This is a genomic window from Streptomyces sp. NPDC104202, assembly GCF_055584185.1.
On the sequence record NZ_JBVJMN010000035.1, the window covers coordinates 1 to 15588 of the forward strand.

A 15588-nucleotide genomic window follows, 5' to 3' on the forward strand; every position below is an offset into this window, starting at 1 on the left:
GGTTTTTGTTTTTGTGGTGGGGGTGGGCGTGGGGGGGGGGGGGGGGGGGGCAAACCCCCCCCCCCCCCCCCCCCCCCCTTCGGTGCGCGTCACCACAGATGGCGTAGTCCGTACGCGACGGTGCCGGCGACACTGAGACCGGCTCCGTAGGCGAGGCCGCGGACGAAGTGCGCGAACGCGGCGGTGCACTGGAGCCTGACGTACCGACCGAGGGGGCTGGTGGCGAACTCGGTCGGGTTCCTGAGCTGGGCGGTACACCTGTGGGGACCGCCGCCGTGGCGGTGGTCCCCGGCGCGACGCCGGGTGTCGAGGGGGAGTTTGCGTATGCCTCCGGGCGCGGTCTCCGCGCCCGTCCCCTCGGCGGTGGCCGGCGTGGCGGTGGTCAGTATCGGACTGCTCGCGACGGTACTCATGCCCTCACCAACCGAGCTGACGGACCGGGCGGCACTGGCGGTGGCGCCGGTTCACCCCTGTCGGGGACCGCCTTCCCCGGAAGGAGGGAATGTGCTGATCCAAACGAGGTGGAGTGCATCCACGGACGTCACGGACGGGTGAGGGGTGGTGCGACGCCGGGCTCGTCCTGGTCCTGTCGGCCTCCTCGCGGGTCGTCGCGTGGGCGGCGGAGCCGGGTTGACTTCGAGTGCGCTTCACCGCCTAGCGTCCGGGGCGATGATCCCGTACTCAGGAGGCAGCGGCATGAACGACGTTCCCACCCGGCGCCTGGGCAGCCTGGAGGTCTCCGCGCAGGGCCTGGGCTGCATGGGCATGAGCCACGGCTACGGCGCGGCGGACGACGCGCAGTCGGTGGCGACCCTGCACCGTGCGCTCGACCTCGGGGTGACCCTGCTGGACACCGCCGACTTCTACGGCGCCGGGCACAACGAGGAGCTGATCGGGCGCGCGGTGGCCGGTCGGCGCGACGAGGTGGTGCTGGCCACGAAGTTCGGCTTCGCCAACCGGCTGGGCGAGCCCACGCTGATCCGCGGTGACGCCGCCTACGTACGGCAGGCGTGTGACGCGTCGCTGCGCCGGCTCGGGGTCGACCACATCGATCTCTACTACCAGCACCGGGTCGATCCGCGCGTGCCGATCGAGGAGACCGTGGGCGCGATGGCCGAACTCGTCAGGGCCGGGAAGGTCCGGCACCTCGGGCTCTCCGAGGCCGGCGCGTCCACGATCCGGCGGGCGCACGCCGTGCATCCCATCGCCGCGCTGCAGAGCGAGTGGTCGCTGTGGACCCGCGGGATCGAGGCCGAGGTCGCCCCCGTCTGCCGCGAGCTCGGCATCGGCCTGGTTCCCTTCTCCCCGCTCGGACGCGGCTTCCTCACGGGCCGGTACAGCTCGGTCGACGCCCTGGCCGAGACCGACGTGCGTCGCACCCAGCCGCGCTTCGCCGACGGCAACCTCGAACGGAACCTCTCGATCGTCACCAGGCTGACCGAACTCGCCGGGACCAAGGGCGTCACCCCCGGCCAGCTCGCCCTCGCCTGGGTCCAGCACCGCGGCGAGGACGTCGTGCCCATCCCGGGGACGCGGCGCCGCCGCTGTCTGGAGGAGAACCTCGCCTCCCTCGCCGTCGACCTGTCCACCGAGGACCTCGCCGCCATCGAGGCCGCGGCGCCCCCCGAGCAGATCGCGGGCACGCGCTACGACGCGACCAGCCTGACCTTCGTCGACGGCTGAGGCGCGCACACCGGCCCCACACGTGCGGGGACACGGCCGCCGAGGCCGACGTCCCCGGCCGTGGTCGTGTGGAGACGAGGACGCCGGCCCTGTCACTCTCCCCCGCACCCGCCACAACCACCGCAACTGCTGTCGCTGCTGCAGGAGTCGGCGTCGATGGCGGCGCCGCAGGCATCGCCGCCGTGGGTGCGGGTGCGGTGGCGGGTGGGCTGTGCCGGAGGCGGCGGCTTCGGGGGTTGTCTGGTGCGGGCGACGGCCTGGCGGGTGGCGTCGGGGAGGGCTGCGCGGGCGGTCTCGGTCCGGTCCTGGCAGACGGTGTCGAGGGCCTTCCAGCGCCGCCGTTTCTCGGAGGGCCAGAGGCATCCCGCGGCCCACTGAAGCAGCAGGGCGGCCATGCACACGTAGAGCCAGGACATGCGGTGGGTCTCGGGGAAGAAGGCCGTGGGGGCCAGGGCTCCGCCGGCGTGGACGCCCATGCCGAACGTGGTCAGCAGCGAGGTCGCGAGCATGAGGGACTGGCTCTTGCCCGAGGCGGTCACGTGCACTGTGGGAGAGCGGTGTTCGACGTGGTGCCGGAACACGGCGAAGCGGGCCTCGGTGGGGATCTCGTGGAGCCGGGTGGTGGTGCCCGAGGGGGTGGCGCGGAGGGCCTCCGCCAGGGCCCGGAGGGCGTGGTCGGCCTGTCTCCTTCCGCGGTGGGAGGGGCGCAGTTCGCCGGTGGAGGACACCTTCACGACGCCGTCGTCGACGAGCATGCAGACCGCGGTCTCGGCGGCCTCGGTCATTCCGCCGAGGAGGAACGAGGCCCGTACGGGATGGGGCCTGAAGGCGAGGAGGCGCTCGACCTCGCGCCGCTCGTCCCGGTCGCGGAACCAGCAGTACACGCCGCGCAGTCCGTTGCACAGCGCGAAGATCAGCAGCCAGAAGGCCACGATCCCCTCGCTGTCGGTCAGCCACCAGTCCACCTGTCGCCCCCGTCTCGGTGCGGTCCTCGGCCCTGACAGGGGCCGCATGGCGCGCAGTTGAGCGATCGGCCCCTCTGCCGGTACCAGACCCGTACGCGCTCGCCGTGGTTCCCGAACGGGGCGGGAGGGAGGCCTCGGAAGGCGAGGCGGCCCGTCTGCCGGAGCGGCGGGGGCCCGCGGGCGAGGCGGCCCGGCATCAGGGCGGCGGGGCGACGGCGCGTCGCCGGGCCGGACCGCATGCCGGAAAGGGCGTGCGGGAGCGCTCCCATTGTGGGATCGTCCCCGGACATGCAGACAGAACCGTTTGTTCGCCGTTACCGGGGTTCGGATCGGGCGGAGCTCGCCGAGATCTGTGTGAGGACGGCCCATGAGGGCGGGGACTCGTCCGGGATGTATCCGGACCCGGAGTTGATGCCGACGATCTTCGCCTATCCGTATGTGGAGTTGGAGCCGGAGTACGCGTTCGTCCTGGACGACGGGGCGGGGCGGGCGGTGGGGTACGTGCTCGGGGTGCCGGACACCGCCGGGTTCGTGAAGCGGTTCCGTGACGCGTGGCTGCCGGTGGTCGAGGGGAGGTTCCCGGCGCCCGGGGCGGACGGCGGGACGGCGGCGGACATGATGACGGGGCTCCTGCACACGCCCGAGCGGATGGTGCGGGCGGAGCTGGCCGCGTATCCGGCGCATCTGCACATCGACCTGCTGCCGGAGTGGCAGGGGCGGGGGTACGGGCGGGCGCTGATGGACGCGCTGCTGGCGGCACTCCGTGCGGGCGGGGTGCCCGCGGTGCACCTGTGCATGGTGCGGGCGAACACGGGGGCGCGGGCGTTCTACGACCGGCTGGGTTTCCGGCAGTTGGAGGTGCCCGACCCCGGGCCCGTCTGGTACCTGGGCCGGTCGACGGCCGCGGAGGGCCCGTCGGGTGGGTGAGGGGAGCCCCCGCCGGCAAGAGCCGGCGTCAGTCGGCCGTCGGCGTCGGCGTGGGTGAACCGGGGCGGGGGAAGCGGAACTCCGTGCGGCGGCGGCCGGTCGTCCCGGGGCGGAGGACGGGGCTCGGGTAGGCGGGGCGGTTGGGGGCGTCGGGGAGGTGCTGGGTCTCCAGGCAGACCGCGCCGTGCCGGCCCAGGGGGTGACCGCTCGGGTCGGTGAGCGTGCCGTCGAGCTGGTTGGCGGTGTAGACCTGGAGACCGGGGGCGGTCGTCCAGACCTCCATGGTCCGGGCGCCGTCCGGCGTCGACAGGCGGGCGGCACGGCGCGGTGCGGCGGATTCACAGGAGGCCAGGACCCAGCAGTGGTCGTAGCCCTGGGCGTCGCGGATCTGGGCGTCGTCGGCGGCGAGGACGCCGGTGCGCAGGGTGCGGGGGGCGGTGAGGTCGAAGGGGGTGCCGGCCACGGGGGTGATCGGGCCCAGGGGGATGCCGGTCGGGTCGACGGGGAGGTAGTCGTCGCCGTCGACCTGGAGGGTGTGGTCGAGGATGTCCCCGCCGTCCGCGGCCAGGTTGAAGTACGCGTGGTTGCTGAGGCTGAGGACGGTGGGACGGTCGGTGGTGGCGGTGCAGTCGAGGGCGAGGGTGCCGTCGGCGTCGAGCGAGTAGGTGGCCGTGACGTCGAGCGCGCCGGGGAAGCCCATGTCGCCGTGGGGGCTGTGGAGCCGGAGCCGGAGCGCGACGGTGTCGCCCTCGGTGTGCGGGGTCGCCTCCCACACCCGGGCGTCGAAGCCGACGGGGCCGCCGTGGAGGGCGTGGCCCCGGTCGTTGGCCGGTACGGCGTGGGGCGTCCCGTCGAGGGTGAAGCGCCCGTGGGCGATGCGGTTGGCGTACCGGCCGATCAGCGCGCCGAGGTACGGGCTCTTCTCCGCGTACTGGTCGAGGGACGGCAGGGAGAGGACGACGTTCTCGGTGCGGCCGGTCGCGTCGGGTACGCCGAGGGCGTGGAGGATGCCCCCGTACGTGAGGATCTCCGCGTAGGCCCCGGAGGGGGAGGTGAGTCGCCAGAGCGCGACCTCCTCCCCGGTCGGGGTGGTGCCGAACGGCCTGGCGTGGATGGTGGCTCGGGGCATGGGATGTCCTCGTCACGAGTGGGGGGAGGCGGCCGACGGGAGGCGGCTCGGCGCGGGGTGCTGTTCCGTGGGCGCTGTCGCCCCGGCGGGGTACGGGCGCCGGATCCCGGCCCCGGGGGCAGACGGTGGGCCCGTGGGCAGAAGGCCGGCCCGAGGCGGACGGGCGGCCCGGCGACCGTGGACAGGTGACCCTGCCCGGGGCGGACGGGCGGCCCGGCCACGGCGGGCGGGAAGCCCGGTCCGTGGGCGGGGTCGGCCCGTCTCCGAACACCGTCGTCCGTCAGTCCTCGGCTTCCGGTGTGGGCTGTCCCTGCGGGGCGGCGGCGGGGGCTGCGGCGCCCGTCGACTCGCGTACGACGAGCCGGTAGCCGGGTCTGATGCGCCGGGGTTCGGAGACGGGGCCTCCGGCCAGGCGTTCGACGAGCCGGTCGACGGCGTGCCGGGCGATGGCCGGCTTGTCGGGGGCGACCGTGGTCAGGGTGATGGCCCCGTAGCGGCTCTCCTCGATGTCGTCGAAGCCGACGACGGCGATGTCCTCGGGGACCCGGAGGCCGCGTTCGGTGAGGGTGCGCAGGGCGCCGAGGGCGATGAGGTCGTTATAGGCGAAGACGGCGTCGGGGACGATGCCGCGGTCGAGGAGGGCGGTCATGGCGGCGGCGCCGTCGCCACGGCCGTAGCCGTCGGTGGCGACCACCAGGGACTCGTCGGGCGTGACGCCCGCCGCGGCGAGCTCCTCGCGCCAGCCGCGCAGCCGGAGGTGGGCGGGCTGGCGTTCGCGCCCGGTGCGGGAGCCGAGGAAGGCGATGCGCCGGCGGCCGAGGTCGAGGAGGTGACGGACCGCGGTGCGGGCGGCGGCCACGTTGTCGATGGCGATCTGGTCGTACGGCGCCTCGTACTCGCGCTCGCCGAGCAGGACGAGCGGCGAGGTCTCCTGGCGGGCGAGGAGGTCGTCGTTCTCCAGGTGGATGGGGCTGAGGATCAGCCCGTCGATGACGTGGGAGCGGAACTCCTGGCACACGAGCAGCTCGCGCTCGCGGAGCCCCGCGGTGTGGTCGACGAGCACGGTGTAGTCGTGCTGGGCGGCGGCGTCGATGACGGCTCCGGCGAGTTCCGCGAAGTAGGGGTTGCCGAGTTCGGGAACGGCGAAGGCGATGATGCCGGTGCGGCCCTTGCGGAGGTGGCGGGCGGTGAGGTTCGGGCGGTAGCCGAGCTCGTCGATCGCCTGCTGCACCTTGGCGCGCATCTGCGGGGTGACGTGGGGATAGTTGTTGACCACGTTGGACACGGTCTTGATCGAGACGCCGGCCCGCTGCGCGACGTCCTTGAGGCTGACGCCCACGGAACTCCTCTGGTTCGGCTCTGAACGGTCGGCCGCCGGGTCCGGGGCCGGTGCGGCCCGTCCCCGGTGGGGGCTCGGGCGCGCTCCTGGCCCCGGGTCACGGGGGCCGGTGGGGATGGGTCCGGCGTCAGAGCGTCCTTCTGCTGCGTGAAACGTACCTCTGCGCCACCACGACGAGGATCAGGAATCCACCGCTGACCACCGATTGGTAGGAGGAGTTCAGCGAGCCGATCTGGTTGATCAGGTTCTGGATGACGGCGAGCAGCAGCACGCCCCAGAGGGTGCCGCTGACCGAGCCGGCACCTCCGACCAGCAGGGTTCCGCCGATGACGACGGCGGCGATGGCGTCGAGCTCCATGCCGGTGCCGATGATGGTGACGCCGGAGGAGAGTCGGGCGGCGTTGAGCGCCCCCGCGAAGCCCGCGAGGAGCCCGCTCAGGACGTAGACCGTCACCTTGGCGCGGGCGACGGGGAGACCCATGAGGGTCGCCGCGTCGGCGCTGCCGCCGACGGCGAAGAGCGTCTGGCCGAAGGAGGTCCGCTGCAGGACCAGACCGCCGAGGCCGAAGAGGGCGAGGGCGACGAGGATCGGGTGGCCGAAGCCGCCGACGGTGCCCTGGCCCAGTTCGGCGAAGGCCGAGCCCTTCGGTACGAGGTAGGTCGTGGCGCCCTCGTCGGTGAAGGCGAGCAGCAGGCCGCGCGCCCCGAGGAGGGAGGCGAGGGTGACGATGAAGGGCGCCATCCCGGCCCGGGCGATCAGCAGGCCGTTCAGCGTGCCGATCGCCCCGCAGACGAGAAGCGGCACCAGCAGCGCGGGGAGCAGGCCCCACTGCGAGGCCCAGGCGGCGAGGACGCCGCCGAGCGCGAAGACGGAGCCGACGGACAGGTCGATGCCGCCGGTGATGATCACCAGGGTCATGCCGAGGGCGACGATGGAGAGGAACGACGCCTGGACCAGGACGCCGCGGGAGTTGTCGAGGGTGGCGAAGGTCGGGTACGCGAAGGAGGCGATGACCACGACGAGCAGCAGGACGACCAGGACGCCCTGGCGCTGGACCAGGGAGAGGAGGCGTTCGGCCGCGGTGAGGCCGCTCGCGGGACGGTCCGCGTCGGTCTTGCCGCCGGGTCCGGAGCCCTTGACGCCGGTCCCCGGGGCGGTGAGGGAGGAGGTGGGGTTCATCGGGATCGACGCTCCCGTGCGACGTAGACGGCGGCGATGATGATGGCCGCCTGGGCGATCTGGGCGGTGGAGTCGGGCAGGTCGTGCTTGACCAGGGTGGCGCGCAGCAGCTGCATGAGCAGGGCGCCCGCCACGGTGCCGAGCACGCGGACGGAGCCGCCGCTCAGCGGGGTGCCGCCCACCACGACGGCGGTGATGGCGGAGAGCTCCATCAGGGTGCCGAGGGAGGAGGGGTCGCTGGCGGTGAGGCGTGCGGTGGCGAGGATGCCGGCGAGGGCGGCGAGCACGCCGCACAGGACGTACACGCCGATGAGCACCCGCTTCACCGGCAGGCCGGCGAGTGCGGCGGCCGTGCGGTTGCCGCCGATGGCGACGACCTGGCGCCCGAAGGTGGTGCGGTGGACGAGGAAGGCGACGCCGAGCGCCAGGATGCCGGCGATCAGGACGACGAGGGGGATGCCCAGGAGGCTCCCGGTGCCCAGGGAGAGCAGGTCGGGGTTGACGATCTGCTTGAGCTGCCCGTCGGCCAGGACGAGCGCGATGCCGCGGCCGCCGACGAAGAGGGCCAGGGTCGCCACGATGGGTTGCAGCCCCACCACCGAGACCAGGGTGCCGTTGACGAGGCCGACGACGGCTCCGGCGAGGAGGGCGACGAGGAGGGCGGGCACGAGGCCGTAGCCGAGATAGAGCGGCAGGAGGGCCGTGGCGAGGGCCATGGCGGAGCCCACGGACAGGTCGACGCCCTCGGTCCCGATCACCAGGGCCATGCCGAGGGCCACGATGACGATCGGGGCGACCTGGATCAGCTGGGTCCGGAGGTTGTCGACCGTGAGGAAGTGTTCGGTGAAGAAGGCGTTGAAGAGCAGCAGCGCGGCGACGGCGGCGTAGACGCCGTACTCCTGGAACCACGCGGTCGTGTTCCGCCGGGTCGCGGTGCCACGGGCGGGCGCCGCGGCGGCCTGGGTGGTCATCGGGGGTCCTCCTCGGCGGCCGAGGCCGGGGCCCGGTGCGCTTCGCGGGTCGTGGGCGCCGCGTCCGGCGGGGAGCCGGGCCCGGCGGGCTTGGTCAGGGGTACGGCTCCGGGGGCGGCGGCGCCGGTGTCGGCGGGGGCCGGTGCGCCGGGGTGCGCCGTGCCGGGGGGCTGCGCCGCGTCGTCGGACTCGGCGGCGCCGGCGGGTGCGGTGAGGTCGGCGGGCTCTGCGGCGTCGGCCGGCGCGGCGTGGTCGGCCAGGGCGGCGAGGAGGGCGTCCTCGGAGACGTTCTCGCCGACGAGTTCGCCCGCGGTGGCGCCGCTCCTGAGGACGACGATCCGGTCGGCGCCCTCGACGAGCTCCTCGATGTCGGAGGAGACGAGCAGGACCGCCAGGCCCTCCTGGGCGAGCTCGTCGATGAGGGCCTGGACCTCGGCCTTGGCACCGACGTCGATGCCGCGGGTGGGCTCGTCGAGGAGGAGGACCTTGGGTTCGAGGCAGAGCCAGCGCGCGAGGAGCACCTTCTGCTGGTTGCCGCCGGAGAGTTCGCCGACCTTCTGCTCGGGGCTCGACGCCTTGATGCGCAGTCGCTTCATGAAGATGTCGACGACGCGGTCCTGCCGTGCGCGGGAGACGATGCCCGCGCGGGAGAGCCGGGGAAGGGCGGCCAGGACGATGTTCTCCCGGACCGACAGGCCCGGGACGATGCCCTCGGCCTTGCGGTCCTCGGGGAGCAGGCTGATGCCGGCGCGGATGGCGGCGGCGGAGGACGAGCGGCCCAGCGAGACGCCGCCGACGCGGACCTCGCCCGCGTCCAGGGACAGGGCGCCGGCGAGGGCCTTGGCGGTCTCGCTGCGGCCGGAGCCGAGCAGGCCGCCGAGGCCGAGCACCTCGCCGGGGTACAGCTCCAGCGAGACGTCGTCCAGCTGGTGGCGCCGGACGAGGCCGGTGGCGGTGAGGACGGGCTCGCGGGCGACGTCGTGGCCCGCGGAGCCGAAGCTGGTGAGGCCGTGGCGGCGGACCTCGGAGATCTCGCGGCCCAGCATCATGGACACGAGGCTCATGCGGTCGAGTCCGGCGAGCGGGCCGGTGTGGATGTGCCGGCCGTCGCGGAGCACGGTGACCCGGTCGCAGATCCGGTAGAGCTCGTCCATGCGGTGGCTCACGTAGACGACGGCGATGTTCCGCCGGCGGAGGTCCTCGATGACCCGGAAGAGCGTCTCGACCTCGCGCGGTTCGAGGGACGAGGTGGGCTCGTCCATCACGACGACGTGGGCCTCGACGGAGACGGCCCGCGCGAGGGCGACCATCTGCTGGGTGCCGATGCCGAGGGTGCCCAGGGCGCGGCGGGGGTCGACGGTCACGCCGAAGCCCCCGAGGAGGGCCGCGGCCTCGGCGTGCATCCGCGGGAAGTCGATGAGCCCGAGACGGTTCTTGGGCTCGCGGCCGAGGAAGATGTTCCGGGCCACGCTCATCAGCGGGACCAGGTTCACCTCCTGGTAGATCGTGGAGATGCCGGCGGTCTGCGCCTCGGAGGGGCGGGCGAACCGCACCGGCTGTCCCGACAGCAGCAGTTCGCCGCTGTCGGGGCGGTGCACGCCGGTGAGGACCTTGATGAGGGTGGACTTGCCGGCGCCGTTCTCGCCGACGAGCGCGTGGGTCTCGCCGGCGCGCAGGGTGAACGAGACGTCGTCGAGGGCGACCACGCCGGGAAAGCGTTTCCCGACGCCGCGTGCCTCGAGCACCGTCGGCGCGGCCGAGGGCGCGGTGCCGCTCGTCGCGGTCGGCGCGGCCTCGGGCGGCGCCGCTTCGGGGGGAGCCATGAGCGTGGCCTTCCGGAGAGGGAACGTGGAGAGAGGAGAGCGTGGAGAGGGGCGCGGACGGGCCCGTGGTCGGGGCGGCTTCCGCGGCCAGCGGGGGCGGGCCCGGAGCGGCTGGGCCCTGGGCCGGGTCGACATCCGGCCGGCCGCCGTAGAGACCCGTCCGCGGCCGGTGCGGAACCGGATGGCACGCGGGCCCCTGGTGGGGGGCGCGTGTCCGGGGCCGCCCTCGGACCGGTCGGAGCCGTACGAGCGGGGCGCGCGTGCGGACGTCCGCCGGACCGTACGAGCCGGGCGCGGGCCCGAAGTGCCGCCGGAGCCGCGCCGGTCGGCCGCCAGGGACGGGACGGCCGACCGGACGGCCCGCGGGTTCCGCCGGTGCCGGCGGTCCCGCCCCGGCCTCCGGTCCGTCACGACCGGCCGGGCCCGGGCGACCGTCCCTGCCGGTCCCGTGGTTCCCGCCGGAACCACGGGGCCGGATCGGGCCGGTCGTGGGTCAGTACGCCCCGCCGAGGGAGGACTTGGCGTTGGACGGGTCGTAGGAACGGTCCTGGATGATGACGTCCTCGGGGATGCCCTCGCCGGCGTAGAACTTCTGCGCGGTGGCGAAGGCGAGCGGGCCGAAGCGCGGGTTGGACTCGATGACGGCGTTCAGTTCGCCGTTGGCCAGGGCCTGCACGGCGTTGCGGGTTCCATCGATCGACACGATCTTGACGTCCTTGCCGGGGGCCTTGCCGGCCGCCTTGAGCGCGGTGACGGCGCCGAGCGCCATCTCGTCGTTCTCGGCGTAGACCGCGGTGATGTCGGGCTTGGACTGGATGAGCTGCTCCATGACCTGCTGGCCCTTGTCGCGGGCGAACTCGCCGGTCTGCTGGGCGACGATCTCCAGGCCGGGGGCGGTCGCCTTGACCTGGTCGACGAAGCCCTTGGTGCGGTCCGTGGTGACGCTGTTGCCGGAGGAGCCGAGCAGGATGGCGACCTTGCCCTTGCCTCCGGTGGCCTTGATCATCGCGTCGGCGGCGCGCTTGCCCTGCTCGACGAAGTCGGATCCGAGGAAGGCCAGGTAGTCCTTGCAGGCGGTGGCGTTGACCTTGCGGTCGATGGTGAGGACGGGGACCTTCTTGGCGGCGGCGGCCTGGAAGGCGGGTTCGAGGCCGTCGGAGTTGAGCGGGGCGATGATGAGGAACTGCGCGCCCTGGGCGAGCATGTCCTGGATGTCGCTGATCTGCTTGGGCAGCTGCGACTGGGCGTTGGTGGTGAGGAGCTTCTTGACGCCGATCTTGGCGGCCTCGTCCTTGATGGACTGCGTCTCGGCGATGCGGAAGGGGTTGGCCTCCTTCTCCGACTGGGAGAAGCCGACGATCGCGTTCTTGAGGTCGAACTTGGGGGCGCCGTAGGTGGTGAGGGTGCAGCCCGGGCCGGCGGACGCGGTGGGCGTCTGGACGGTCTGGGCGCCCTGGCTGCTGTCGCCGCCCGCGTTGTCCGTGGTCTCCGACTTGGCGCAGCCGGAGAGGGCGAGCGTGGCGGTGGCGGCGACGATGCACGCGACGGAGAGCGTGCGGTATCTCTGCGGAAGGGTCATCGTGAGGACACTCCTTGGCGGGGGGACAGCACCGCCGAGTGGCGTGCGGTCGCTCAGAGCAGGAAAGCGGAGCCGGTTCGCCGTGAAGGGACGGCGGGCCCGTGGTACGCAGCCTCGTGCAGCCCGGATCACGCCCATGAGCTGGGCGGACACGAGCGGGGAGCAACCTCCCGAGGGGGCGGCGACTCCGGCTTTACAACGTTATAACCGCGCCTCGGCGACCTCTGCAAGAGGCGGGGGCGACGTTTCCGGAATGCTTCCGCCGATCGGTTCCGCCGTGACGGCGACGGAGTTGACGGTCGGTCGGAACGAAGGGCGCGCGGGGTCTGGACAGCCTCCGCGGGGCGTGCTGTCATTCCGCTGCACACAGTTTTCCAACGTTGGAATGACAGCCGCCCGCCCCTCACGGCACCGCCGTGGCGATGTCCGGGCGGCCCGTCCGGCGCCGGCCTCCGCCTGCCGGCGCGGCTGTGCGGCAACCGCCGGGCGCCCGCGCCCCCGAGGTGGACACGGCACCTCGCAGGGGCACTTCCGCCGACACGTGATCCCCGGGTCCGGCCGCTCCGATCCCCTCTCTAAGAGGAAAGATTCGATGACACGACGAAACACCCGCCCCCGAACCGGAATATGGGCGCTGCTGACCGCCGCCGCCCTGGTGCTGCCCGTCGGCGCCCTGACCCCGACCGCCTCGGCCGCCCAGCCGGACGGCACCACCTCCCAGGCGGCCCAGCCGGGCGGCACCTTCTCCTCCCCCGCCGCCCGGGACGCGGCCATCGAAGTGCACGGCCTCAAGGGCGAGTACTTCAGCATGTCGGCGCCCGGCGCACGGGACTTCGACAAGCTGGGCGGCACCTCCCTCGACCCGCAGATCAACTTCTCGGGCCTCACCGGCACCTTCCGGTCGCTGACCGGACGGACCGAGCACACCACCGCCCGCTGGACCGGGCGGATCGAGGCGCCGGTCACCGGCGACTACACCTTCTACGGCATCGGGGACAACGGCTTCCGCCTGTTCGTCGACGGCAAGCCGGTGATCGACCACTGGGTGCCCGACTGGGACCGCGAGCAGACCAGCGCCCCGGTCCGGCTCACGGCGGGCGAGAAGCACGACTTCCGGCTGGAGATGTTCCAGGACGTCGGCGGGGCCAACATGTTCCTGCGCTGGTCGACCCCGACGCTGGGCAAGCAGCTGGTCCCCGAGTCGGCCTTCACCCCGCCCGCCGACTTCCAGGTCTACCCGGTGGAGCCGACGGTCCCGGCGAGCGGCCGGCAGCTGCGCCTGCGCTTCGACCACCCGGTCGGCGGCCTGGCGTCGGTCGCCGGGCACCTGACAGTGGAGGCGGACACCACGCCCCTGCCGATCCGCTCGGTCACCGTGGCCGGGGACGACCCGAACACCGCGGTCGTCGAGCTGGCCGAGCCCGTCCAGAAGGGCCAGCAGGTACGCGTCGACTACGACGGCGCCGGCGGCCTGAAGAACGGGGACGAGACCGTCCCCCGGATCCTCCGCTCCGCCGCCAACGCCTCCACGCACCGGCTGACCACCCCATGGGGCGACACGCTGGACCGCAAGAACCCGCTGCCGGAGTACCCGCGGCCGCAGCAGGTGCGCTCCCGGTGGAAGAACCTCAACGGGCCCTGGCAGTTCACGGGCGCGGACGCCGGCGAGCAGCCGGTCTTCGGCAAGGACCTCGACGAGAAGATCGTGGTGCCCTTCCCCGTGGAGTCCCAGCTGTCCGGGATCGAGCGGCACGAGGACCACATGTTCTACCGCCGCACGATGGACGTGCCCAAGGACTGGAAGGTGGGCAAGGCCGGCAAGGACAACCGGCTGATGCTCCACTTCGGGGCCGTCGACTACCAGGCCACCGTCTGGGTCAACGGCAAGCGGGTGGCCGAGCACACCGGCGGCTACAACGCCTTCAGCGCCGACGTCACCGACGCCCTCACGGCGAAGGGCCCGCAGGAGGTGGTGGTCGCCGTCACCGACACTGGCGGCCCCAACCAGCCGACGGGCAAGCAGTCCACCAACCCGGGCGGCATCTTCTACACCCAGTCGTCGGGCATCTGGCAGACGGTGTGGATGGAGCCCGTGGCCCCGGTGGCCATCGACGACCTCGTCACGACCCCCGACATCGACACGGGCACGCTGGCCGTGAAGGTCGCGTCCGCCCGCGCCTCGGCCAGCGCGCGCGTGGAGGCCGTCGCCCGTGACGCCCGCGGCAAGGTCGTCGGCCGGGTCTCCGGACCGGCGTCCGGGACCCTGCGCCTCCCGGTCGCGGGTCAGCACCTCTGGAGCCCGGACGACCCGTACCTGTACGACCTGGAGGTACGCCTGACGGACGGCCGGTCGACCGACCGCGTCGACGGCTACTTCGGCATGCGGAAGATCGCGATCCAGAAGGTGGGCGGCTTCCAGAAGCTGGTCCTCAACGGCAAGCCGATCTTCTCGCTGGCCACGCTGGACCAGGGCTTCTGGCCGGACGGCCTCTACACCCAGCCGAGCGACAAGGCGCTCGCCTTCGACCTCGAGGCGCACAAGAAGCTCGGCTTCAACGCCGTGCGCAAGCACATCAAGGTGGAGTCGGACCGCTGGTTCTACCACGCGGACCGGCTGGGTCTGCTGGTCTGGCAGGACTTCGTCTCGGGCGACCTCAAGGACGACGCCGGCCACCAGGCGTTCGTGGACCAGGGCCGCGAGATGATGCGCCAGCACCACGACTCCCCGTCGGTCATCGGCTGGACGGTCTTCAACGAGGGCTGGGGCGAGTGGAACCGCGAGGAGACCGGCCGGATCGCGGAGGCGGTCAAGGCGGCCGACCCGACCCGCATCGTCAACGCCCACAGCGGGGTCAACTGCTGCAACTCGAAGGGTGACTCCGGCAAGGGCGACATCGTCGACCACCACGACTACAACAACACCGACCCGGCCTACCCCGACCACCGGGCGGCGCTGGACGGCGAGCACGGCGGCTTCACCCTGCGCGCCCCGGGCCACATGTGGCCGGGCGCCCCGACGGTGATCTACAGCGGCGTGGCCGACAAGGAGGCCCTGACCCGCACATACGTGGAGAACACCGAGAAGTACTACCTGGAGGCGGCGGGCGCCGAGCTGTCCGGGTCCGTCTACACCCAGATCTCCGACCTGGAGAACGAGCTCAACGGCCTCTACACGTACGACCGCCGGGAGATCAAGGTCGACCCGGCGCGGGTCCGCGCGATCAACCTGAAGGTCGTCGCGGCCGGCGCGGCCGCCGGACAGCGCGGCCCGGTCAAGGGCGGCGCCTCCTGGTCCCTGGACGAGGGCGCGGGCACGACGGCCCGCGACTCCGGCCCGGGCGGACGGACGCTCACGCTCGACGACGGGACGGGCTGGGGCGCCGGGGTCGGCGGAAGCGCCCTGACCTTCGACGGTCAGGGCCACTTCGCCCAGACGGACGGTCCCGTCATCGACACGACCACCAGCTACTCCGTGTCGGCGTGGGCGACCCTGGACTCCCTGCCGGGCAACTACGCGACGGTGGTCAGCCAGGACGGCCGGCGCCAGGAGAACCCCTTCTACCTCCAGTACGGCCAGGGCGCCTTCGCCTTCAGCACTCCGGGCGGCAACCGCGCCCGCCACGTCACCACTCCCGAACTCGGCCGCTGGTACCACCTGGTGGGCGTCCGGGACGCCGCCGAGAACGAGATCCGGCTGTACGTGGACGGGGTCCTGGCCGCCACGGCGGCCGCGGGTCCGGCCGATGTGAGCACGGGTCCGTTCGCGGTCGGCCGCGCCAGGTGGGGCGGCGGGAACGTCGACTTCTGGAAGGGCTCGGTCGACGCGGTGCACGCCTTCGACAAGGCGCTTTCCTCCGAGGAGGTGGCCGCGCTGCACGCAGCCGAGAAGCCGTAGGGGCGACGTTCCGGGGCGGCGCGGGAGGACCGCGCGGCCCCGGGATCCCCGGACCGCGGGCACGGGCCCGCGGTCCGGGCCTTCGGCATGCCCGGGA

11 protein-coding genes are annotated in these 15588 nt (G+C 73.1%); 3 read left to right on the forward strand and 8 right to left on the reverse strand.

Features of this window, described 5'->3' with window-relative positions; translation table 11 throughout:
- Nucleotides 1–89 precede the first annotated feature (89 nt).
- Entirely contained in the window at nt 90–413 is a 324-nt protein-coding gene (locus ACZ60W_RS22125) for a hypothetical protein (protein WP_469757055.1), read from the reverse strand.
- A 283-nt stretch (nt 414–696) separates the two neighbouring features.
- On the opposite strand from ACZ60W_RS22125, the gene ACZ60W_RS22130 reads away from it, so the two are divergent.
- Nucleotides 697–1683: an aldo/keto reductase gene (locus ACZ60W_RS22130; RefSeq protein WP_469757056.1), complete on the forward strand. Its 987-nt coding sequence runs from the start codon at nt 697–699 to the stop codon at nt 1681–1683.
- A 92-nt stretch (nt 1684–1775) separates the two neighbouring features.
- Here ACZ60W_RS22130 and ACZ60W_RS22135 read toward each other — a convergent pair whose 3' ends face one another.
- Nucleotides 1776–2648, reverse strand: a complete 873-nt coding sequence (locus ACZ60W_RS22135) for a hypothetical protein (RefSeq protein WP_469757057.1) — start codon at nt 2646–2648, stop codon at nt 1776–1778.
- Between the two features lie 288 nt (nt 2649–2936).
- On the opposite strand from ACZ60W_RS22135, the gene ACZ60W_RS22140 reads away from it, so the two are divergent.
- Nucleotides 2937–3575 carry a GNAT family N-acetyltransferase gene (locus ACZ60W_RS22140; RefSeq protein ID WP_469757058.1) on the forward strand — a complete coding sequence of 213 codons (639 nt, stop codon included), beginning with the start codon at nt 2937–2939 and terminating at the stop codon, nt 3573–3575.
- Between the two features lie 28 nt (nt 3576–3603).
- Here ACZ60W_RS22140 and ACZ60W_RS22145 read toward each other — a convergent pair whose 3' ends face one another.
- The 6 genes from ACZ60W_RS22145 to ACZ60W_RS22170 all read right to left on the reverse strand — a co-directional run bounded on the left by ACZ60W_RS22145 (nt 3604) and on the right by ACZ60W_RS22170 (nt 11596).
- Nucleotides 3604–4704, reverse strand: coding sequence for an aldose epimerase family protein (locus ACZ60W_RS22145; protein WP_469757059.1), 1101 nt, complete (start codon nt 4702–4704; stop codon nt 3604–3606).
- 280 nt (nt 4705–4984) lie between these two features.
- A complete protein-coding gene (locus tag ACZ60W_RS22150; RefSeq protein WP_469757060.1) occupies nt 4985–6043 on the reverse strand; it encodes a LacI family DNA-binding transcriptional regulator in 1059 nt (352 codons plus the stop codon).
- Nucleotides 6044–6170: 127 nt separating this feature from the next.
- Complete coding sequence (locus tag ACZ60W_RS22155; protein WP_469757061.1) at nt 6171–7223, reverse strand: ABC transporter permease; 1053 nt, start codon at nt 7221–7223, stop codon at nt 6171–6173.
- Nucleotides 7220–8194 (reverse strand): ABC transporter permease, encoded by a 975-nt coding sequence (locus tag ACZ60W_RS22160; RefSeq protein WP_469757062.1) that lies wholly within the window; start codon nt 8192–8194, stop codon nt 7220–7222. Before ACZ60W_RS22160 ends, ACZ60W_RS22155 begins: the two co-directional genes overlap by 4 nt.
- Nucleotides 8191–10017 (reverse strand): sugar ABC transporter ATP-binding protein, encoded by a 1827-nt coding sequence (locus ACZ60W_RS22165; RefSeq protein WP_469757063.1) that lies wholly within the window; start codon nt 10015–10017, stop codon nt 8191–8193. Before ACZ60W_RS22165 ends, ACZ60W_RS22160 begins: the two co-directional genes overlap by 4 nt.
- Before the next feature lie 493 nt (nt 10018–10510).
- Nucleotides 10511–11596 carry an ABC transporter substrate-binding protein gene (locus tag ACZ60W_RS22170; RefSeq protein WP_469757064.1) on the reverse strand — a complete coding sequence of 362 codons (1086 nt, stop codon included), beginning with the start codon at nt 11594–11596 and terminating at the stop codon, nt 10511–10513.
- Nucleotides 11597–12188: 592 nt separating this feature from the next.
- Between ACZ60W_RS22170 and ACZ60W_RS22175 the strand changes: the two genes are divergently transcribed.
- Nucleotides 12189–15491: a LamG-like jellyroll fold domain-containing protein gene (locus ACZ60W_RS22175; protein WP_469757065.1), complete on the forward strand. Its 3303-nt coding sequence runs from the start codon at nt 12189–12191 to the stop codon at nt 15489–15491.
- Nucleotides 15492–15588 lie beyond the last annotated feature (97 nt).

What these genes read in the sequence shown, in the direction of transcription:
- ACZ60W_RS22125 (WP_469757055.1), bottom strand. Translation starts at nt 413, where the DNA reads ATGAGTACCGTCGCGAGCAGTCCGATACTGACCACCGCCACGCCGGCC.
- ACZ60W_RS22130 (WP_469757056.1), top strand. Translation starts at nt 697, where the DNA reads ATGAACGACGTTCCCACCCGGCGCCTGGGCAGCCTGGAGGTCTCCGCG.
- ACZ60W_RS22140 (WP_469757058.1), top strand. Translation starts at nt 2,937, where the DNA reads ATGCAGACAGAACCGTTTGTTCGCCGTTACCGGGGTTCGGATCGGGCG.
- ACZ60W_RS22145 (WP_469757059.1), bottom strand. Translation starts at nt 4,704, where the DNA reads ATGCCCCGAGCCACCATCCACGCCAGGCCGTTCGGCACCACCCCGACC.
- ACZ60W_RS22155 (WP_469757061.1), bottom strand. Translation starts at nt 7,223, where the DNA reads ATGAACCCCACCTCCTCCCTCACCGCCCCGGGGACCGGCGTCAAGGGC.
- ACZ60W_RS22160 (WP_469757062.1), bottom strand. Translation starts at nt 8,194, where the DNA reads ATGACCACCCAGGCCGCCGCGGCGCCCGCCCGTGGCACCGCGACCCGG.
- ACZ60W_RS22165 (WP_469757063.1), bottom strand. Translation starts at nt 10,017, where the DNA reads ATGGCTCCCCCCGAAGCGGCGCCGCCCGAGGCCGCGCCGACCGCGACG.
- ACZ60W_RS22170 (WP_469757064.1), bottom strand. Translation starts at nt 11,596, where the DNA reads ATGACCCTTCCGCAGAGATACCGCACGCTCTCCGTCGCGTGCATCGTC.
- ACZ60W_RS22175 (WP_469757065.1), top strand. Translation starts at nt 12,189, where the DNA reads ATGACACGACGAAACACCCGCCCCCGAACCGGAATATGGGCGCTGCTG.